Source organism: Streptomyces sp. NA02950 (genome assembly GCF_013364155.1).
Lineage (GTDB): Bacteria > Actinomycetota > Actinomycetes > Streptomycetales > Streptomycetaceae > Streptomyces.
Genome location: NZ_CP054916.1, coordinates 3,769,817 through 3,789,435 on the forward strand (window position 1 = coordinate 3,769,817; position 19,619 = coordinate 3,789,435).

Here is a 19,619-nt window from a genome sequence, read left to right on the forward strand (position 1 = left end):
TCACCTGGGAAGCGGATACGAGAGAACAGCCGTGACCGCCTTCTCCTCGGTATTCGCTTCGATTCCCGACCAGCCCAATTCCCGGCCCTGGCCGCTGAGCTTGAAACCGCCCCATGGCAGGCGAGGGTCGAGCGGAGACCAACCATTGATCGCGACAGCACCGGCTTTCATTCGGCGTGCCACAACATGCGCCCTGCTCACATCGCACGTCCACAGCGTGGCCGCCAGCGCATAATCGCTATCGTTCGCCAGCGCGACCGCTTCCTCGTCGGAGTCGAATGCGATGATCGTGCCCACCGGGCCGAAGATCTCCTGGCGGGCAATCGTCATCGAATTACTGGCTTCGGCGAAGAGTGTCGGTTCGATGAAGTAACCCTTGCGCTCCGGTCGATGGCCACCCACGAGCAGGCGGGCTCCGTCGTCCAGGCCCGAAGCAATGTACCGGGACACGCGATCGACATGGCGCTCGTTGATCAAAGCGCCCATCGTCGTGCCTTCATCGAAGGGATCCCCGAGCTTGACGTTGCGTGCCTGGTCCACCAGGAGCTCGACGAATTCGTCGTACACGGCGCGGGCGACGAGGATCCGGCTGCCCGCTGCACACACCTCGCCCTGGTTGGCGAAGATTCCGATTCCCACCCCCCGCGCTGCCTCGTCCAGGTCGGCATCCGCATAGACGATCTGCGGACTCTTTCCGCCGAGTTCCAAAGTGGTGCGGCGGAATCCCTTGGCTGCAGCAAGGGCCACCTTGTATCCCGTTTCGGGACTTCCCGTAAAAGAGATCTTGTCTACCCCGGGGTGGTCAATGAGCAATTGGCCTGTCACCGCCCCACGCCCGGGAAGGACGCTGAATGCTCCCGCCGGAAATCCCGCCTCTTCGATGAGTGACGCAAGCAGCAGAGAAGTCAGGGGGGCGTCCTCCGGAGGCTTCAGGACGACGGCACAGCCCGCGGCAAGCGCCGGCGCGATCTTCCACGCTCCGATCATGGTCGGTGAATTCCACGGCGTGATGGCCGCGACGACTCCGACCGGTTCGCGTACTGTGTAGCTGTGCGTGGGTCTACCCATGTAGGCGGACGTCGGGATGGAGCGACCCTCCACCTTGTCCGCCCACCCGGCGAAGTACCGGAAGGCATGGACCGTCTGAGGCAGATCGATGGCGCGCGACTCGAAGCCGGGTTTGCCGATATCCAGCGACTCCAGCGTCGCGAACACCTCGGTCCGCTCCTCGATCAGATCGGCCAGGCGGTTCAGCATGTACCCCCTGGCGGTTCCGTCCGTCCGGCCCCACGCCCCGTCGTCGAGGGCTGACCGGGCGAAGGAGACGGCGCCATCGACATCGGCTGCCCCCGCTGCCACCACAGTGGCGAGTCGTCTTTCGGTTACCGGGTCGATCACGTCGAACGTGTCCGCACCCCGACTGCTGTCCCATCCTCCGGCGTAGTACGGCTCGGTGGGGACCGTCCTGACCAGCTGTTCGGCCTCGCTGCGCGCTACCATGTACTATTACCGTTCTAGTTGGACGATATATGAACCGTAGGGTCCGGAGGGGAACCCGTCAAGGGACCCTTCGGATGCTGCAAAGCAGTCACCGTCCTCACCGTTCGCTACGGTGAGAGCGAGTCGTGAGACGACGAACCATTCATCCGGGCATACAAGCGACGGCCGGCACACACCGCCGTGGCATGATGTGTGGTGCAGAAACGTGCGAGGTGAGAGGAAAACGTGGCGGTATCCGGTGGGGAAACGTCCCAGACACTCGACCGTGGCCTGACCGTGTTGTCTCTGCTCGCGCGTAGCACCAACGGTCTTACGGCAGCTGAGCTCGCCGAGGAACTGAGGACTGCACGCGCAGCGGTCTACCGCCTTCTTCGTACCCTCGAAGCTCACAACCTCGTCGGCCGCATCGACACGAGATATGTTCTCTGGTTCGGTGTAGCCGAGTTGGCGGGGCAGCTGAAGCCGCGGCTGCAGGCCACGGTGCTTCCCATTCTGCTCCGGCTCAGCGAGGTCACCAACAGTACGGCGCTCCTGAGCGTCGCTGACGGTAACCAGGCCCTGATCCTGCTGACCGCCGAACCGCCGCGGAGCACCATGCACCTGGCGATGCGGGAAGGCGCCCGGCATGCGCTGACCCTGGGTGCGGACGGGATCGCCATCCTGGCCGGGAGACCGGAGAGCGAGGAGGATCCCGAAGACGTCCGGTTGGCTCGTAGCCGCGGCTACGCCCTCAGCATCGGTTCGCTGCAGGAGGGAGCGATGGGGATCGCTGCTCCCATACGGGTGTCGGATTGGGCGACCGCAAGCCTTGGAGTGGTGCAACTCGGCGTCAGGCTCGAGGACGACCAGGTTCCCCTGGTGGTGACGGAGGCTGCCAGAGAGGCCGCGACGCGGTTGGGCGGCAAATCCGGTCCTGAAGCAGTCGCGCAGAACCAAACGCCGACTCAGTAGGCGTCGCGCGGCGGCGTGGTTCCGTGCCCGCATGGTGTCCGCACCCCGCACGAGTACGGACACCGTGGCATGGAGCTCTTCCCTCGGCCGCACGTTGCGAGCCCGGCCAGGGCGCCACTGCGGGTTCATCACTCGTCGCCTAGCTCGCTCTGGTGCGGCGCTGGGTGGCAGTGCATGGCGGGCCGGCCCGGCAGGGGCGGAACATCCAACGACGGATTACGGTCGAAGAAGCCCACTGGCTTGAGCGAGAATCCGACGTACTCACACGGCATGATGGGCCAGTCCTCCGGACGCGGCAGATGCGATGTTCCGAAGGTGTGCCATAGCACGATGTCCGTGTTCTCCAGATCGCGTTCCTGCTTGACCCAGTTCCCGATCCCGTCGCCAGCGTGCTGGTTCGGATAATCGCCGGCCGCGTGCAACTCGACCGGGTCATATCGCGTCACCCACAGGTGGGCCCGGGCGAACTCTGCGCGGCGCGCCAGGTCGCTTTCGGGGGCGGCGAGCAGGGTTGGGCCGACGAACGGGACAAGCTTGTAGCCGACGGGCTCGTCGAATCGGTTCCGCACGTCGGGATTGATGATCTTCCAGGTACGGGCGGTGAGCGGATCACACATTCGGCGGCCGTCACGCTCGTTGGTGATCGGAGTGCGGCGGGCGACGATCGCATTACCATACGGATTTTCGGACGAGGTGGGCAGACCCACCGCATCGATCTCGACGACCGTGTTCCGCGGCCCATCCACCTCCATGTCCAAGCGCATGTTGAACAAGTGCTGATGGTTCGGCGCATCGAGTTGTGGTGCTACGAGCGCTCCGTACTCCGGCTTCAACCCGGGCGCGACCGCCCGTGTCTGGACGATGCCGGTCAGTTTGGCCTCGAACTGAATTGTTCCATCGAGGTAGAAGTACCAGAAGAAGCCGTATTCGTAGTTGCCGATCGTGTGGATGGAGGACACCACCAGGCGTCGGGAGCGCCTGACTTCCGCCTGCTCAACGTAGCGGAAGTCCCAGTGCTTCCAGAGGATTCCGTAGTCTTCTTCGTGCAGACAGATGGCGTTGGAGATAGTGTGCGGGGTGCCCGACTCGTCGGCGAGCACCGCATCGAGGTACCGGATCTCACCCAGGCAGTCACATCCGAGGCTCAGAGATCCCACCGTCTTTCCCAGATTGTATTCACCCGCGTCGAACACGTTCCGGAAGTAGAAGTCGTCGCTGGTGTCGCCGTACGGCACGACCATCTCGCTGATGCTGGCCCGGTGCACGATTGAACGGCGACGACCGCCGTCCTGGTATGAGACATCGCTGATGACGAGGCCTTCCACTACGTCCACGTGGGCGTGCAGCCGCCATCGCTGCCATTCGATGATGTTGCCGGACACCATGAACGAAGGGCCTTCGGGTTGCGTGATCTCGATCAGGCGGAGGTCGTCCCGCAGTGGCCCGACGCTTTCCACGTCGTAGTTGCCGCTCTCTGGCGGAAGCGGTACGGGGTCCCCTTCGATGATCGTGGCGACCGAACGGGTGTCGCAGTCGATGACGAACACGAGGTTTCCGACCGGCCTCGCATAGCCGTTGTCCTCCTTGAAGTGTCGGACGTAGGCACTCGCCCGGATGACGCGTCGCCGCGCGTCCACCCCTTCAATCGGCAGGGTGCCTGTCGACCACGGGTCGAACTGCACCTGGGAAAGATCCTCGACTCCATGGCGGACCAGGGCATCGACCGCTGCGGGGTCGTTCTTCACTATCTCGTCAAGCGCGAGCAGTTCCTCGATCATGATCGCCGGCTGCACCCCGGGAACGTGTTCCCAAGAAGCCAGGGTGTTGTCACCGAGGTCCACCCGCGCCTCAAACGTGGCTCCTGCATCGCGGTCGTACACGACCAGAAAGGCCACGCGAGGAACAGGGCTCGAAGGATCGTACGCGCGCACCGCGCCCTTGTCCGGGAGGTCCAGGCGTACCAGGGGGAACCTGATCGCCCTCCGGTGGGACTGACTCGCACGAACTACGTCGACGGCCTGTTCTATCTCCTGGGCACTCAACGGATCGTACGGATGTGGCGTTGCATCCGGCGTGGTCATTGCGGTTTGCTCCAGCTTGCGTGTGGCAAGGACAGATCACGAGTGGGGGGCGGCTAGCAGTGCCGAAGTGCGGTCATTTCTCTGGCACCGCCGCCACTGGGTCGGCCACCAAAATCACTGGTCGGGACAGCCCATCTCGAGCGTGTGCGATATTCGTACATGATGTACGCTTGTTGGAAGCACATCGTGCGGGGAGGCATGTTCGGTGTCAAGCCCTCAGGAGCGAAGAAGCGAATTGCCGGACGCTCCGGTGCCAGCCTCGCCGGGGGTTGGCCCTGCTGCCCCGGGCAACCCACGGCCGCTCGACGGACCCACGTCGATCTATCAAGGGGGAGGACACCGCCGCCCTGACCGCCGCGGACGGACTGGCGCTCACCCGGCCACCACGCAACGGCCGTGGAGACCGTTTCGGTCTCATCCCTGAGGTGGGAGCGATTCCATCGTCAAGCGGCACCCTTCCTCTGCATTCCGGCCAGGTGCGCACGTCCAAAACCCCCGCTGTGTCGTGGGGCGTTTTTCACGGTACGCCTGCTGAGGCAGGTGCGTCCACGATCGGTGCGGTGGCGCAACCGCGCCGATCTCCGTGGGACCACACGCAGTCAGAGCGGCCCGATGACCTGCTCCTGAGGCTGCGATGCGGGTGCGCGCCAGGTCCGCAATGTCGGCTCCGCTTGCCTCTCTCGGAGGTCAGGAGCATGCTGTAAATGGTTCCCGACCTCGGAAGTAATGGTGACTCCGCCGGATTAAGGCACAGGTAGCGATGGCCCCGCCCCCAGCCACTCGCCATAGCTGGCACAACGATAACCCCGCCGGCGCCAAGCCGAGCGCGACGATAACAATCGATGCAGCCGGTGTCGTAACGGGGTGGAGTCCCGGCGCTAACCTGCTGCTAGGCCACCTTCATCAGGAGATGCTGGGTCGGCCGTTGAGTAACGTCATGGTTTCCGGAAGTGACTTCCGTTCCGCACTGCGGGACGGATGGAGCGGCGAGCTGGCCATACAGCACCGTGACGGGCGCCTTCTGAAGTTGCCTGCCGAGGTACGTGCTCTTTTCCGGCAAGGGAACAATGACTGGCTGCTCACCCTCGCGAGCGACTGGAACAACCGACAGACACCGGCGGCTGAGCTGCCCGTGCTTGAGTGGATGTTCACCGATTCGCCGGTCGCCATTACAACCTATGACTCGGATTTGCGCTGTGTGCGACAGAACCCAGCCATGAACCGCATCGTCGGAATGTCCTCGGACGTCAGACCGTGGCGTCAGTTCGGAGACGTTCTGACCAGCCCGGACACCGACGAGTGGGAGAGACTCCTGCGGGAAGTACTGGAGAGCGGCACCCCGACAGCCACCCTCACCATCCGCGGGCGCACGCCGACGGATCCGGACCACGGCCACGTCTTCACCGCCACGGCTTCTCCCCTGCACGACCCGACAGGGAACGTGGTGGGCGTCTGTGCCACCGTTCGGGATATCACCGACGAGCATGGCCGCCAGGAGCGGCTGGCCATCCTGAACGACGCCAGCACCCGCATCGGCAGCACACTGGATGTACAGAGAACCGCCCAGGAACTGGCCGACGTCGTCATTCCCCGCCTCGCCGACTTCATCAGCGTGGATCTGCTCGAACCATTGCTCCGCGGCGAAGAACCCGGCCCGGTCACCCGCAGGGCCGAACTTCGCCGGATAACGCATCTGTCTGTGCGCGCGGGCACCCCGGAGGCGGCGGTCGAGGTGGGTGAGGTCGACTACCTGCCCTGGCACTCGCCTCCTGCCCGTTGCCTGGCCACAGGTCGCCCCCTGCTGCTTCGCAGCACGGACTCCCACACCTCTCACTGGTTCACCGAAGATCCACATCGCGCCGAGAAGGCGGCCCGCTACGGATTCCACTCGTTGATGTTCATCCCTATCCAAGCCCGCGGAGTGCCCCTGGGCGTCGCGCTCTTCTGTCGGTCATGGCCTACCGAGCCGTTCGAGCAGACAGACGTGGATCTCGCAGAGGAACTGATCACACGCGCTGCGATCTCACTGGACAACGCCCGCCGCTTCACCCGCGAGCGCACCGCAGCCCTGGCGCTTCAGCGCAGCCTCCTCCCCGGACGTCTGCCCCAGCGGCCCACCTTGGAGGTTGCCAGTCGCTACCTGCCAGCTATGTCCCATTACGGGGTCGGAGGGGACTGGTTCGATGTGATACCCCTGTCGGGAGCGAGGGTCGCTCTGGTGGTGGGAGACGTGGTCGGCCACGGCATCCATGCCTCGGCCACGATGGGCCGCCTGCGTACGGCGATCCGTTCCCTGGCCGATGTGGACCTCCCCCCGGACGAACTCCTGACCCATCTGGATGATCTCGTCACCCAACTGGGCGACGAGGAGCCCTTCGGACCCCGGCAGTCAGGTGCCTCAGACATGTGTGCCACGGCCCTTTATGCGATATACGACCCGGTCTCGGGCAAGGCCTCGCTCGCCAGCGCCGGCCATCCACCTCCAGCGGTCATGCTCCCGGGGGGCCGCGCCGAGTTCCTGGACGTCTCGCCAGGCCCGCCGCTCGGTCTGGGGTGCCTGCCGTTCGAGGTGCGCGATATTCAGCTTCCTGAAGGCAGCGAGATCGCCCTGTACACCGATGGGCTGATCAGCCACCGCAATCTGGATGCCGACGAGAGGCTCGAGCACCTCCGGAGCTCTCTCTGCAAATCTGCCGCATCGCTGCAGGACCGCTGCGACAACGTGCTCGGCGATCTGCTGCCCGACCACCCACCCGACGACGTCGCTCTGCTGATCGCCCGCACCCATACCCTCGGCGATGACCGGGTGGCCGTCCTGAACGTACCGGCGGACCCGGCCTTCGTCGCCCAGGCCCGGTCATGGGCGACCGACTGGCTGGGCACCTGGGGACTGGAGACATTGGGTTTCGTCACGGAGCTCGTGGTGAGCGAGCTCGTGACCAACGCCATCCGGTACGGCGCCTCGCCCATTCAGCTGCGTCTGATCAAGGACACGACCCTGATCTGCGAGGTGAGCGACGCCAGCAGCACGGCCCCGCATCTGCGCCGCGCCCGGCTCTTCGACGAAGGCGGCCGCGGCCTGCTCCTCATTGCCCAGGTGACCCAGCGATGGGGTACTCGGCACACCCGGAACGGCAAGATCATCTGGTGCGAGCAGAGCCTCGCCGCCGAGGACGAGTTCGATCTCGTCACGGCCATGTCCGCGAAATAGGTGCACGAGTTCCTTCCGGGGCGTCCCGGCTGGCAGGGAAACATGCATGCATGGCCGAACGGCTTCCCGTTTCCCCAACGGGGATCGTCCGCGGTCCGTCCGCGAAGGGTCACTGCGCACTCCACGCACCGGAAGAAAAGGATGCACATGGACGGCGGCAGCCGCGAGACCCTGTTCGGCGGCGCCCGGGTTCGCGCCAGCGCTCACCGCCTGATCACTCCGGTCAATCCCAGCAGCGGCAAGCTTCTCGGCGGCACGCCGTAGGCAACCGCGGCGGAAGCCGACGCGGCGGTCACCTCAGCCCGCCTGCCTTCGACCGGCCAGGAGGCTGGATCCGGAGCGCGCGCCGAGGTCATCGAGCGCCTGGCTGACTCCATCCACGTCCGCGCAATGACTGTGAAACGAAGGGCCAGACGTAGCGCCGTACGTGGCAGGGGACGTGGAAGAGGGGTGTGTCCGTGTGATCACACCCCTCTTGATCCCGTCCAATGAGCCCTGTGCTCGGGGCCGCTCAGTGCGTGCCGGAGCCGCCCTCGTGCACGGTGACCGTCGGCTCGACGCCGATGGCGCCGACTGCTTCCCGCCAGGCCTCGAGCCCGACCTGGAACGCGACGACGCCCGCCTCGGGGAGGGCGATCTCGATCGCCTCCAGGATTTCCTGAGGGGTGACCCCCAGATCGAGGGCCACTCGGATATGGCTCTGGATGTGCCCCTTGCCTGCCCTCATCACGGTGAGGCTGAGGATGAACAACAGCTCTTTGGTGCGACGGTCCAGAGCGCGGGGCGCGAGATAGGCCGCCTTGACCAGGCCGTTCGTTGCTTGCAGGACCTCGAAGTCGTGCTGTGCCATGACCTTGTGGTAATCGAGGACGTAACCCCGGTCGTGTGCCATGGCGTCGATGTATTCCTGTGCGGTTGGCGAGGAGGCCGCGTCGATCGTCATTCCGACTTTCCTTTGTGTGGGGCAGCAGGGCCGCAGAGCATGGCGGGGACGAGGAGGCGGTGATGAAGCAGGGTCATCGCCAGCCTGCCCGCGATACGGGCGTATCGGCCGGGAGTACTGGTGCATCCACCCTCGAAAGTCCGGGTACGGCGCGGGTGCCGTCCGAACCGGCGTGCAACACGGCGACCAGGTGCATCTCCGTGATCCTGGGATTGGCGAAGCGGATGTCCACTCCGGGGATGGGCGAGGTCTTGATCAGGACCTCGGTTCCAGCAAGGCCACCAGAGCAATTCGCCTGCCAGGCGGTTGTTTCGTGGGTCATGCTTACCATGCTGTGCACTATACGCACCGGCTATGCGTATAGTGCACAGCATGGTAAGCGGCGGCGCCTGCGTCAAGACCCGGGCCGGAGTAGTGCCATACGCTGAACGCGTGAGCGCATCCTGGAAGGCGGTAGGCAGCGTGCGGACAGAGGCCGCAGACGAATCGGAGAACGCAACCGAGGGGTCGGCGAAGCGCCCCAGCCAACCCCCGTCGCAGACCCTGGTCCGTGGGCTTGCCGTCCTGCGTGCCGTCGCTCATCAGCCGCGGGGCCTGACTGTGACGGAGATCGCATCCCGGACTGGACTGCACCGCACAGTGGTGCACCGTCTCGCCAACACGCTTGCTGCGGAAGGATTCGTGGCCAGGACCGCGGACGGCGCATATGTGCCCGGAGGTGAGGTGCACGCACTCGCGGGCACCTCGCGGCCGAGCCTCTCGGAGTTCGTGCAGCCGCTTCTGCAACAGCTTGCCGACCGGTACGGCGGCACGGCGATCCTCTTCTTCGCGGAGCCGGATAGCGTCGTCGCCGTGGCCACGGCCGTTCCGAAGGATGCCGACTACCACCTGGCCTACCGAAAGGGCAGTCGCCAGCCGCTGGACCGGGGAGCCGCCCCGCGCGCGATCCGGGCCGGCCGGGCGCCGGACGAGGACGACTCACCCGCCGTCCGCCAGGTGCGCCGACAAGGCTGGGCCATCACCCATGGTGAGGTGGAACCCGGGGCTCACGCGGTCGCGGCCCCGCTGTCCCGCGACGGCGACCTGCTGGACGCCTGCGTCATGTTCGTTTCGCACCGACGCGACCACGTCGAGGAGGCGACACGGGATGTGGTCTCCGTCGCGAAGGCGGCACGCGTATTCGCGCTCGGGATGCACGAGAGCCTGCCCATTTCTGCTCGCAGGCCGACGGATTCCGCGTAGCGGGGCCGTCGAGCCGGTGAGCGGACGGCAATCTTCCCCCGCCTACGGGCGCATCCCGGGAGAACATGAGTGCTCCACAGGGGCTGTTCCGTGGGGAGCGAGGTGCCCGTCGCTTACCGACGTCGCGCGTGCGGGTGCGTTGTCGATACAGCGACTGGAGGGTGTCTGGAGCGTGTAGGTAGACATCCATGCCTGCGGGGCCCGCCGACCTGCGCGAGCGCAAACCGGCCCGGCGCCGACTCGAGTGGCCAGCGGCCCACCAGTCGTTTCGCCTTCGACCGCGGCGCCTCCACCCGCGCCGGCACCACCTGCATGCCGAACAAGACAGCCAACTCCTGGCAGGGCAGCGGCCCCTGCCCAAGCCGGACGCGACCCGCGAGCGCCTGCAGGATGCGCGCTGGCAGTCCACCGACAATGCCGACCAGGCCAGCCCCTCACGCCACATCGGCACCTGCGAATGTGGGCTTTGCCGCACCCGACACCGACGACGTCTCCACAGTCTGCCCCTCGGCGGCCGGCGCGGCCAGCCCAATCCCAGTCTGAGCAAAGCCCGGTCTCGTCCACCAAGGCAGGCACCTCGCCGACCCACGAGCGGGCGATGACCCACTTCTGCCAGTCCTTCTCGGCCGCGGCCAGCCCGGCCTGGATGCGGTCGGCCTCCTCACGCAGCCTGTCGACTCAACGGCGAGCGGCGAGCTCGTGGTGTTCCAGTAGTCCCACGACCGACGGCATTCGCGACCTCCCCGGTAGCGACGACCCGACAGGCCACCACTCCCACGGAACCACCGCCCTATCCCCGACCAGCGAAAGCTCTGGCCCCGCCAGACGAATTCGGCTGAAGCACGACAGCTGCGGGTGTTGCCCGCACATGTCCCGTCGGCAGGGTTCCGCTCGATCAGCCGATGGTCTACTCTCACCGCAAGCGCACACAGTGTGCGATTATCGTACTTAGGAGAGCCTCGTGGCCGGAGACGTAGTCACCCGCTCGCCGCCACAGACTCCGGCGCGAGGATGCGCTTGGCGCACGCCGACCTGGCCGCGGTATCGACGCAAGGCACGCGGTGACGCACCGAACCCCTCCGGGTTCGATGCGCTCCCAGGTGGCCGGCGCGGCGGAACATTGACCACAATGGAAAAGGGCCAACGTGTCGTCTCCTGCCGCCGCGGCGGACGCAGGAGCCGGTTACACCTGGCGCATGCATCTGCCGCTCGCTGACTGATTGGCATCGTCTTCGTCACCGCGCTGATGCTGATGAACTGCGCCGCCCTCGTCAGAGGCTCCGTCGCCTTGGCCGGGAAACCTGGCCGCATCACGGCCGGCTTCGTCGTCGGCCTCCTCGTCTCCCTGAACACCCGCTCCTCGGAAACGACGGACTTTTCCGATCGCGGGGTCGGAACTACCCGACGACTCCCCTCCGGCTACTGAGCGCGCGCCGGCGCGTCCAGTACCAGGCCCGGTTCTCCGAATCGGCGCTTCAAAGCCCATCAAGGATGATGCTGAATGAACACACCGACCACAGCCGTGCCCCGGTTCAGCGACCGGGGTGCCTACACGTACATCGCGGCCTTCAGCGCCTCGCTCTACACCGTGTTGCTCATCGCCCCGGTCCTCGGAGGCAAGCTCGCCCAGCAGCTCGGCCTCACACCGTCCCAGCTCGGTCTGCTGTTCTCTCTCGAGCTCGGCTCGTTCAGCATCGCCACGGTGCCTGCCTACCTGTGGCTGCGACGGGTGAACCTGCGCACCGCCAGCTACCTCGGCACCATCGGCGTCCTGGTCGGCAACCTGGTCTCGGGGTTCATTGACAGTTACCCGCTGCTCGTCGCGCTCCGCGTCTGCACCGCGCTGGCTGCCGGGTCGATCACCGTGATCGTCTTGTCGCTCAGCGGGCGCACCGCGAATCCGGGGCGGGCGTTCGGGCTCTGGGTGTGCTGCCAGCTCTCCATGGGGGCGCTGATCCTGGGGGTGTTCCCGCTGGTCTTCGCCTCCGCGCCGGTCGCGGTCGTCTACTGGACCCTCGCAGGGCTCATCGCTCTCTGTCTGCCCACCATCCGCCTCATCGATGGTGACGCTCTTCGTGCGGAACCGGCATCTGCGGAACCGGCCGATGCTCAGCGCCCTGCCGCCAATCCCATCAGGTACGTGCTCGGCCTCTCCTCCATGCTGTGCTTCTACCTCGCGCTGAGCGGTGTGTGGACGTTCCTTGAGCGGATCGGCGCGCAGGCCGGGAATGCCTCCGGAACGATCTCCGTCGTGCTGTCGCTCGCGACCGTCGCCGGCATCGCGTCCGCGATGATCGCCACTGTCGTCGGGGAGAGCCCGCGCCGATCCCTTTTCCTGCTCGGCGGCTACCTCATCATGGCGCTCAGCGTCGCGCTGCTGTTCGGCGCGCCGACCGTGGCACGCTTCGCCGCCGCTGCGATCCTCTTCAAGTTCGCGTGGACGTTCATCCTGCCCTACCTGCTTTCCGCGCTCTCCGACCTCAGCAAGGGCGGACACGTCATGAACACCACCAACCTGATGATCGGCACCGGTATCGCGACCGGCCCCATTCTCTCCGGGATGCTCATCGACGGCGCCGGCGGCAGCTTCGCCCCGATGCTGGCTGTTTCTTTCGTCGGTGTGCTCGCCTCGATGGGCCTGATCTTCGCGACCCGCCCGGCGGCCCGTCGCGCTGCGGACCCCGCCGCCACCCCAGACGCCCAGAATAACTACGCCTGACCCTCGCCCCTGCCGCGAGCACCTGAAGGAGAAAGATGCCCATCCCTGCTGACGCGGTCCATCACAATGCCCGCGTCTACACACTCGACCCGGCCCTGCCCTGGGCCTCGGTCCTGGTGGTGGCCGGCGGCGCGATCGCCGCTGTGGGCGGCGAGGAACTGCTCGACGAAATCGCGGGCACCCCGGAGGTCGTGAACCACCATGGCGGGTTCCTCATGCCAGGTCTCGCCGACGTCCACAACCATCACATGCTCGCTGGCCGGGCCGACCTGTTCGAGCTCCAACTCGACCCGACCACGGACGTGGACGGGGTACTCGATGCTATCCGCGCCTGGTCGTCGGCTTTGCCGCCCGGCGCCTGGGTGGTCGGCGGTGGGTGGGGCACCGGGCTGATTCCCGCATTGTCCGACCTCAAAGCCCTCTCCGCCCTCGACGAGGCCGCCGGAGGACGGCCTGTACTGCTGCGCGACGACAGTTGCCACAACCGCTGGGTCAGCTCCGCGGCGCTGGCCATCGCTGGTATCCACGCCGCCTCGGCCGACCCCACCGACGGCATCGTCGTCCGCGATCCCAGCACTCGCGCGCCCGTCGGCCTGCTCATTGAGTCCGCCCTCATTCCGGTAGAACGCGCCTACGCATCGTTGGCCCCCGTCGGCGTCGCGCAGCACGCCGAAGCCAGCCGGCGGGCTGTCGAGATCCTGCACTCCTTCGGGGTGACCAGTTTCCAGGACGCTGCCACGTCCCTGCCGCTGCTGGAGGCGCTCAAGCACCTCGACGACACCGGCCGCCTCGACGCCTGGGTCGTGACCTCGCTCCAGGTCAACGACAAGATATTCGGCACACATCCGCTGGGCCAGGACCTCATTGGCCTGCGCGAGACCTACCGCAGTCACCATCATCGTCCCGACTTCGTCAAGATCTTCCTCGATGGTGTACCCCCTTCGAGGACGGCCGCGTTCCTCGAGCCCTACCTGCCCGACGCTGTGCATGAAGCCGACTGGCGCGGGGAGACCACCATGAGCCAGGAGGAACTCACGGGGTGGCTGCTGCGTACCGCCGCGCAGGGTCTATCGGCAAAGATCCATTGCACCGGCGACCGGTCGGTGAGCATGACCCTCGACGCAGTCGCGGCTGTCCGCGCCGCCGGCCACACTGTGCCCGCCTTTCACATCGCGCACGGGCAGTACGTCGCCGAACAGGATGTGCCGCGTCTGGCCGAACTCGGCGTCGTGGCCGACATCTCCCCCCCCTTGTGGTTTCCCGGCGCCATCTTCGACGCCATCTGCGCATGCGTCCCGCGCGAACGTGCCGAAAAATTGCACCCCAACCGGAGTCTGCTGGACGCCGGCGTACTCCTCGCCGGCGGCTCCGATTGGCCGGTGATGCCTTCTCCGAATCCCTGGCCCGGCATCCAGGGCCTGGTGAGCCGGGCCGATCCGACCGGGACATTCTCCGGTCGGCTGTGGCCCGAACAGGCCATCACCACGGCCGAGGCCCTGCACGCCTACACCCTCGGCGCCGTCCGCGCTATGGGCCTGGACGACGTCACCGGATCCCTCACCCCGGGCAAGTCCGCCGACTTCGTCGTCCTCGACCGCGATCCCCTTTCCGTCCCTGTCGAAGAACTCGCCGCAACCACAGTGGAACAGACATGGTTTTCAGGCCGGAAGGTGTACGACCGCCAGCTGACGGAGTAGGTATCCCCGTCGGACAGCCCGGCCCTTCGCTATGCTCTTTCCGCTGTTCAGACAGCGTGGCGGTCGCCCTCCGGGGCGACAAAGCGGTGGCTAGCCACACACGTCTTCGGAAGATGCGTCACCATCCGAACGATCAGCGCATCTCCGCAGGTCACAGCGGATACGGCACGACCAGCCCTTGGCTGTGGCTCCTGCCCAGGACTCGAACCTGCGGCCAACGACCGAGCCGCTCCATAGGCACAGAGTGGACTCCACAGTGATCCGTGATCCTGGGAACCACCGTTCGCCACCGTTCCCATCTGTCTGGTGCCCCGCCGGGGGCACCACCTGCGCAGCAGGTCAGAGGGTCGCGAGGCCCCTCGTTTATTCGAGGGGCCTTCGCCATGATCGAGTGCCACATAGATGCCACATCACCGATTGATCATGGCAATGCAACGGAGCGTAACCCTCGCAAGCGGGGGTACCAGTTCATATAGCGAGACCACGAGGGACGGCTCCGCTCCCCATCCAGTGCCGTCGATTCCTGCCTCAGCAGACCCGTGAGCAGTGGGCGGGGAGGCCCGCGCCACGGGAGAGCGCCCCCGCCGGAACACTCGGCGGGGCGCCTACGTGAGTAAACGTAACCGCCCCGGGGGTTGTTCACCCCCGGGGCGGGACACCATGGCCTGAGCCCGGCGTCCAGCGGCACGAGGGCGGCAGCGAGGACGCGGAGTACCGCGTCTCCGTGGCGGCCCCGGGGTGCTACCTTTCCGCGCCCTTGATTCCCGCCGTGCGGTCGCTCGGCGTTGTGTCGGCGGGCTGGGGCAGTTCCGGGAGACCGGGGGCCCGGGGGTGTCGGGAGCGGAGGCGGTTCGCCCAGAGGACGACGAGCGCGCCCGCCAGGATGAGGACCGAGCCCCCGTAATCACGGGGGCTCGGAAAGTGCTGGAACATCAGCATGTCCAGGGCGAAGCCGAACACCATCGAACTGGCCATCACACTGGACACGAGCTCGCTGCTCAGGTGCTTGAGCGCGTAGGCGAGCAGCTGCTGGTAGACCGCGCTGAGCGCGCCGACGGCGATGATCAGCCACCAGCTGCCCAGGGACAGCGAATGGCTCGTGATCAGCGCCCACCCGACGGACAGTGCCAGGGAGACACCGAAGAAGTAGAAGACCACCGAGAAACTGCTGTCCGTGCGGCGCAGCCGGGCCACGATCACGTTGGCGCCCGCTGAGGCCACTCCGGAGGCGAGCGCGAAGACGCTGCCCCAGTCGAGGAAGCCGTCCGGTCGCACCCCGGTCACGACGACGATCCCCGCGAAACCCAGCACCAGTCCCGCCACCGCGACGGGCCCGACCCGCTGGCGCATGAAGACCAGCATCAGGATCGGCACGAACAGCAGATAGCTGGAGTTCAGCACCATCGCGTTCTGCAACGGGAGCCGTTCGAGGGCCAGGGTGTAGCACAGGAACATGCCGAACCCCAGCCCGCCGCGCAGGAGGTGCCAGCGCAGCTGGGAGGTGCGCACCGTGGGACGTCCGCTCGCCAGGTAGATCGGCACCAGGGTGGCACAGGCGAAGACATATCTGGCCACCAGCGCCACGGACGCGTCGCCGGTGCTGCTCGCCTCCTTCATCACGGCGCTCATCAGGGCGTAGATCGCGGCCGACGCGACGACGGTCAGCAGTTTCATGAATCAGTGGCCTCTACAGCTCGTCGAGGTTGATCGATACGGCCTCGGTGATTCCCGGCGAATTGTGCTGGATGTCGGAGCGAACAGGGGTGTTCCGGTCGAAGAAGTAGGTGGCGACCAGTGCACCGGAGCCGTTCTCGGCGAGTACCGGATTGTTCACCAGGAAGCGGCGGACCGATGGGCTCAGCACCTTCGGACGGATGAGCATGCGGAGGCGGCCGAAGGCATTGTCCGGGATGACGGCGGTGGTGCCGAATCTCTTCTTGTACTGGAATGTTCCTTTGGTAAGGAACGGCTCGCAGCCCTGGAAGTCGAGCAGGGCGATCCCGTCTTCCGACGCGGCCCAGTCGAGGTTCGCGTAGTAGATATAGGTCTGGGCGCCCGCGGCACGGTGGACATCGGAGCCTTCCTTGATTCCGATCAACCGCGCGTTGAGTCTGCGGCGTTCCCGGTCGATCTGGCAGACACTGCCCGCCACCCATTCCCCGGACCGGAGCACACGGAAGAGCACGCCTTGCCGGAAGAGCGTACGGAAGGCCGGCTCCTCCTCCACACTGCGGGCCCGGTCCGCGTACCGCACGCGCATGGTCGGCAGGTGCATGGTCCGGTAGAACTCGTAGAAGTGGTCGTCCTCGTGGGAGACGTCGTAGGTGAAGCCGTCCCGCTCGGCGTTGCGGCGGCGTCTGCCCTCGCGTCGCGAGAGGAGCCGCGACATCACATGGGCGTGGCCACGGCTGGTGTCGACCACCTGGTGGATGCGGGCCACGGCGCGGATGTCGCCGGGGCCGGCGAGGGAGTCGACCACATCGGTCGGTGCCACCAGAACGGCCAGTTCCGCGTCGGCCGATGACCAGCGCTTGACGAGGTCGGAGACATCGTCGAGCGACGATGTCCGCTCGCCGGACCGCTCGGTCAGGAAGCGGTCCTCCACGAACGGGGCGATATAGGTGAGACCCTCCTGGGCACCGAGGTAAACGGTGCGGGCCGACTCACCGAGTCCGGTCGTACCGGAGTTCTCCCGGAGGAAATAGCCGGGGCTGTCATTCATCTCCGAAACCCCTCTGCGATCGTCAGGAGCGCACCTTGCCGAGCACGGTGTCGAGTATCTGGCCCGCGCTGTCCACATGATTGATCCACGCGTCGGGCAGGGGTGTGTAGTCGTCCCGCCCGTAGGTGCCGGAGGCATGGACGGTGACACCGTCGGCATCGGGGAGCAGTCCGCGATCGATCGCGTTGAGCACCCCGGTGACGGCCATGACCAGGGACCACTCGGTCAGCCGTCGCGGATCGCTCGGCAACGGTACGGGGCTCTTCCGCAACAGCTCGCGGCATTCGCCGTACCGGTCCATGCACTCCTTCAGGGACACCACGATGCCCGTGCCGCCGTGGGCGGCTATGAGGCCGCTCATCTCCGGGGCGGTCGGCGGCTCATGGGTGTAGAAGGTGTGCTCCAGCGTCTCCCGCGGGGACCAGGTGCGCCGCGGGAAGTGGGGGGAGGCATCCTGGACCCAGACCCCGTCCGGGCCCTTGGTGTACTCCGGTGTGTTCGCGGGATCGAACGAGCCGTTGAGCGTGTGCAGCACCATGTCGCGGGTGGCCATGTGCTGGACGAGGAGGAAGGAGGGATCGGCGACCTGGTGGCCGAGTTCCTTGAGCAGGTCGATACCGCTCTGATAGCCGAGCAGTCCGAAGGCGCTGGACACCGCGTGTGCGTGGACGGTGCGCAGCCGGGTACGGCCCGCCTGGCCGAACTCGTAGTCGTACAGGGCGCGCACGATGTCCGCGACCCGGTAGTTCTCCAGCCGCAGTGAGTGCCACAGCCGGAAGCCGTCGTGGCCGCTGACAGCGAAGAGGCTCTTGAATTCCCGCCCCACCTGCTTGACCGTCTCCGGCGGTGCGTCGTCCAGGACGAACACCGGGTTCAGAGCCCGGAGTTCGGCGTCCTCGGACAGGATCGAGCTGCGCAGCTTGCCCGTGGTCTGCGCGGGGGTCAGGGTCACCACTCGCAGCTGGTCCGGCTGGACGAGCCCGGCGGTCAGGGCGCGGGCGACCGCGTCGCGCAGTGCGACGGCCTTGTTCCCGGAGGAGGGCGAGAAGAGGACGACGGGTTCGCCGGTCTCCTGGATGTGGCGGACAGCGCGCGCGACGATGATCAGCGATGCGAAGGTCTTGGTGGTCTGGGTGTGCGGGTTCTGCCGCAGGTCCAGCAGACGTAACGGCAGTCCGCGGTGGTCGCCGAGGTCGTACAGGCCGGCGGTGGCCGGGGACAGGAACTCCGCCACCCGGGCGTCCATCTCGGGGAGGCGCATCGAGGGCTCGAACTCGCCGTCGGCAGGCACTGTCCCGTAGCGGGCCGCGCATTCCGCGACCGCGCGGTAGTACCGGGTGAGAAGGCTGGGACTCTCCCGGGTGACCAGGGGGGAGGGGTCAGATGCGGCGGTCTCGTTGACGCTCACTGTCTCTCCTAGGCGTGGGGGGCAGAGGTGGCCAGGTGACGGCTGAAACGACGCTGGTGGTCGCCGAGATCGCCGCGGACTCGCGGTGGCACCGCGGCGTCCCGCGCGGTCAGTGCGCAGTGCAGGAAGACCGGGGCCGCGCAGTGCGCGAGCGCGTCGCACAGCATCACGCGCAGAGTGTCGGGATCCTCCGCCCGCAGGACAGTTGCGTAGCCGGACGCCCTGGCCCAGGCCGCGAGATCGGTCCGGTCCGACGGGACCGCCTGGCCGCCCGTCGAGGCGTACGCACCGTCATCGAGGGCCACATGGATCAGCCTCAGATCCGGTATCGCGCCGGCGGAGACCAGGCCGACCGGGTTCATCAGGAGGCTGCCGTCACCGTCGACGACGACGGTCGGCGCACCGGTCGCCAGGGCGACACCGGTGCCGACTGATGCGGCGAGCCTTATCGAGCCCGTCATATAGAAATGCCCGGGGCGGTCAGCGATGTGCTGCGCAATACGGCATGCATAGCCGGTGGTGAATACGACCGGTCGGCCACCGGTGGCCGACACGATCTCTTGAATGGCCTGGGTCTTGTTCACGCCTGCCACCCGAAGAGTGACGGGGGAACGAGCAGCGCGGCCGGACGCCGTTGTTCATGGATGATTTCGTGTGCGCGGTCGACTTGGGCTGTCAACATGTCCGCCTGCAGCCGCTCGGCCGGAATGCCCAGGTCACTCAGCAGGGGCTCGGTCAGCCGCCCCATGACGGTGTTCTCCGGAGTGGTGTCCGGCAGGATCCCGCGGAGGCTCACGATCAGCAGCAACGGGATCTCATAGGGGACGACCAGCGAGGCCAGGGCGTTGACCGACTGTCCCAGGCCGGAGTTCTGCATCATGACCACGGGCGACTGGCCGGCCATGGCGGCCCCGGCGGCGACGCCCACCGCATTGTCCTCCCGCGGGACGGTCCGGAGTCCGAATTCGTCCTCCACCCGCTGGTAAAGCGGCGCCAGAATCCCGCAGGGCGTCCCGAAGAAAGGGCCGAAACCCTTGTCCGCGAGATACGCGGACAGCACCGCGGCGGGATTGTCGAGGCATAACGAGATTGCCATACACGCTCCCCCAAAGCGACGAACGGGACAAGTGCTTTCTGTTGCCCCG

Annotated in this window: 14 protein-coding genes; 5 read left to right on the top strand and 9 right to left on the bottom strand. The window is 66.6% G+C overall.

All coding sequences use genetic code 11. From position 1 onward, the window contains the following. Positions 1-1,500 carry an aldehyde dehydrogenase family protein gene (locus HUT19_RS16140; RefSeq protein WP_176181158.1) on the bottom strand — a complete coding sequence of 500 codons (1,500 nt, stop codon included), beginning with the start codon at positions 1,498-1,500 and terminating at the stop codon, positions 1-3. A gap of 225 nt (positions 1,501-1,725) precedes the next feature. Here HUT19_RS16140 and HUT19_RS16145 point away from each other — a divergent pair, with 225 nt between their 5' ends. Beyond that, positions 1,726-2,451 carry an IclR family transcriptional regulator gene (locus tag HUT19_RS16145; protein WP_176181159.1) on the top strand — a complete coding sequence of 242 codons (726 nt, stop codon included), beginning with the start codon at positions 1,726-1,728 and terminating at the stop codon, positions 2,449-2,451. 128 nt (positions 2,452-2,579) lie between these two features. On the opposite strand, the gene HUT19_RS16150 is transcribed toward HUT19_RS16145, so the two are convergent. Continuing rightward, positions 2,580-4,532: a primary-amine oxidase gene (locus HUT19_RS16150; RefSeq protein ID WP_176181160.1), complete on the bottom strand. Its 1,953-nt coding sequence runs from the start codon at positions 4,530-4,532 to the stop codon at positions 2,580-2,582. A gap of 937 nt (positions 4,533-5,469) precedes the next feature. Here HUT19_RS16150 and HUT19_RS16155 point away from each other — a divergent pair. Further along, positions 5,470-7,743 (top strand): SpoIIE family protein phosphatase, encoded by a 2,274-nt coding sequence (locus HUT19_RS16155; RefSeq protein ID WP_254885606.1) that lies wholly within the window; start codon positions 5,470-5,472, stop codon positions 7,741-7,743. A gap of 511 nt (positions 7,744-8,254) precedes the next feature. Here the strand turns inward: HUT19_RS16155 and HUT19_RS16160 are convergent. Continuing rightward, positions 8,255-8,686 (bottom strand): carboxymuconolactone decarboxylase family protein, encoded by a 432-nt coding sequence (locus HUT19_RS16160; RefSeq protein ID WP_176181162.1) that lies wholly within the window; start codon positions 8,684-8,686, stop codon positions 8,255-8,257. 73 nt (positions 8,687-8,759) lie between these two features. Beyond that, positions 8,760-9,017 (bottom strand): hypothetical protein, encoded by a 258-nt coding sequence (locus HUT19_RS16165; protein WP_176181163.1) that lies wholly within the window; start codon positions 9,015-9,017, stop codon positions 8,760-8,762. A 41-nt stretch (positions 9,018-9,058) separates the two neighbouring features. Here HUT19_RS16165 and HUT19_RS43970 point away from each other — a divergent pair, with 41 nt between their 5' ends. From HUT19_RS43970 to HUT19_RS16180, 3 genes are all read left to right on the top strand, one after another. Beyond that, complete coding sequence (locus HUT19_RS43970) at positions 9,059-9,928, top strand: IclR family transcriptional regulator (protein WP_303331910.1); 870 nt, start codon at positions 9,059-9,061, stop codon at positions 9,926-9,928. 1,501 nt (positions 9,929-11,429) lie between these two features. Continuing rightward, on the top strand, positions 11,430-12,647 hold the full coding sequence (locus tag HUT19_RS16175) for an MFS transporter (protein WP_176181165.1): 1,218 nt from the start codon (positions 11,430-11,432) through the stop codon (positions 12,645-12,647). Positions 12,648-12,682: 35 nt separating this feature from the next. Next, positions 12,683-14,344 carry an amidohydrolase gene (locus HUT19_RS16180; RefSeq protein ID WP_217712266.1) on the top strand — a complete coding sequence of 554 codons (1,662 nt, stop codon included), beginning with the start codon at positions 12,683-12,685 and terminating at the stop codon, positions 14,342-14,344. Between the two features lie 741 nt (positions 14,345-15,085). Here HUT19_RS16180 and HUT19_RS16185 read toward each other — a convergent pair. From HUT19_RS16185 to HUT19_RS16205, 5 genes are read right to left on the bottom strand one after another with little or no spacing between them, the layout of a single operon-like run. Then, positions 15,086-16,018, bottom strand: a complete 933-nt coding sequence (locus tag HUT19_RS16185) for a DMT family transporter (protein ID WP_176181166.1) — start codon at positions 16,016-16,018, stop codon at positions 15,086-15,088. 13 nt (positions 16,019-16,031) lie between these two features. Then, positions 16,032-17,066: a hypothetical protein gene (locus HUT19_RS16190; protein WP_176181167.1), complete on the bottom strand. Its 1,035-nt coding sequence runs from the start codon at positions 17,064-17,066 to the stop codon at positions 16,032-16,034. A gap of 22 nt (positions 17,067-17,088) precedes the next feature. Beyond that, positions 17,089-18,474 (bottom strand): DUF6002 family protein, encoded by a 1,386-nt coding sequence (locus HUT19_RS16195; RefSeq protein ID WP_176181168.1) that lies wholly within the window; start codon positions 18,472-18,474, stop codon positions 17,089-17,091. Positions 18,475-18,482: 8 nt separating this feature from the next. Beyond that, on the bottom strand, positions 18,483-19,058 hold the full coding sequence (locus HUT19_RS16200; RefSeq protein WP_176181169.1) for a thiamine pyrophosphate-dependent enzyme: 576 nt from the start codon (positions 19,056-19,058) through the stop codon (positions 18,483-18,485). Continuing rightward, the gene (locus tag HUT19_RS16205; RefSeq protein ID WP_176181170.1) at positions 19,055-19,534 is read right to left on the bottom strand and encodes a thiamine pyrophosphate-binding protein; all 480 of its coding nucleotides are present in this window, start codon (positions 19,532-19,534) and stop codon (positions 19,055-19,057) included. The genes HUT19_RS16200 and HUT19_RS16205 overlap by 4 nt, the downstream gene beginning before the upstream one ends. Between the last annotated feature and the right edge of the window lie 85 nt (positions 19,535-19,619).

Coding starts and splice junctions, on each gene's coding strand:
- HUT19_RS16180 (WP_217712266.1), top strand. CDS start 12,683: ATGCCCATCCCTGCTGACGCGGTCCATCACAATGCCCGCGTCTACACA.
- HUT19_RS16175 (WP_176181165.1), top strand. CDS start 11,430: ATGAACACACCGACCACAGCCGTGCCCCGGTTCAGCGACCGGGGTGCC.
- HUT19_RS16150 (WP_176181160.1), bottom strand. CDS start 4,532: ATGACCACGCCGGATGCAACGCCACATCCGTACGATCCGTTGAGTGCC.
- HUT19_RS16185 (WP_176181166.1), bottom strand. CDS start 16,018: ATGAAACTGCTGACCGTCGTCGCGTCGGCCGCGATCTACGCCCTGATG.
- HUT19_RS16140 (WP_176181158.1), bottom strand. CDS start 1,500: ATGGTAGCGCGCAGCGAGGCCGAACAGCTGGTCAGGACGGTCCCCACC.
- HUT19_RS16160 (WP_176181162.1), bottom strand. CDS start 8,686: ATGACGATCGACGCGGCCTCCTCGCCAACCGCACAGGAATACATCGAC.
- HUT19_RS16165 (WP_176181163.1), bottom strand. CDS start 9,017: ATGGTAAGCATGACCCACGAAACAACCGCCTGGCAGGCGAATTGCTCT.
- HUT19_RS16190 (WP_176181167.1), bottom strand. CDS start 17,066: ATGAATGACAGCCCCGGCTATTTCCTCCGGGAGAACTCCGGTACGACC.
- HUT19_RS43970 (WP_303331910.1), top strand. CDS start 9,059: ATGGTAAGCGGCGGCGCCTGCGTCAAGACCCGGGCCGGAGTAGTGCCA.
- HUT19_RS16155 (WP_254885606.1), top strand. CDS start 5,470: ATGGTTTCCGGAAGTGACTTCCGTTCCGCACTGCGGGACGGATGGAGC.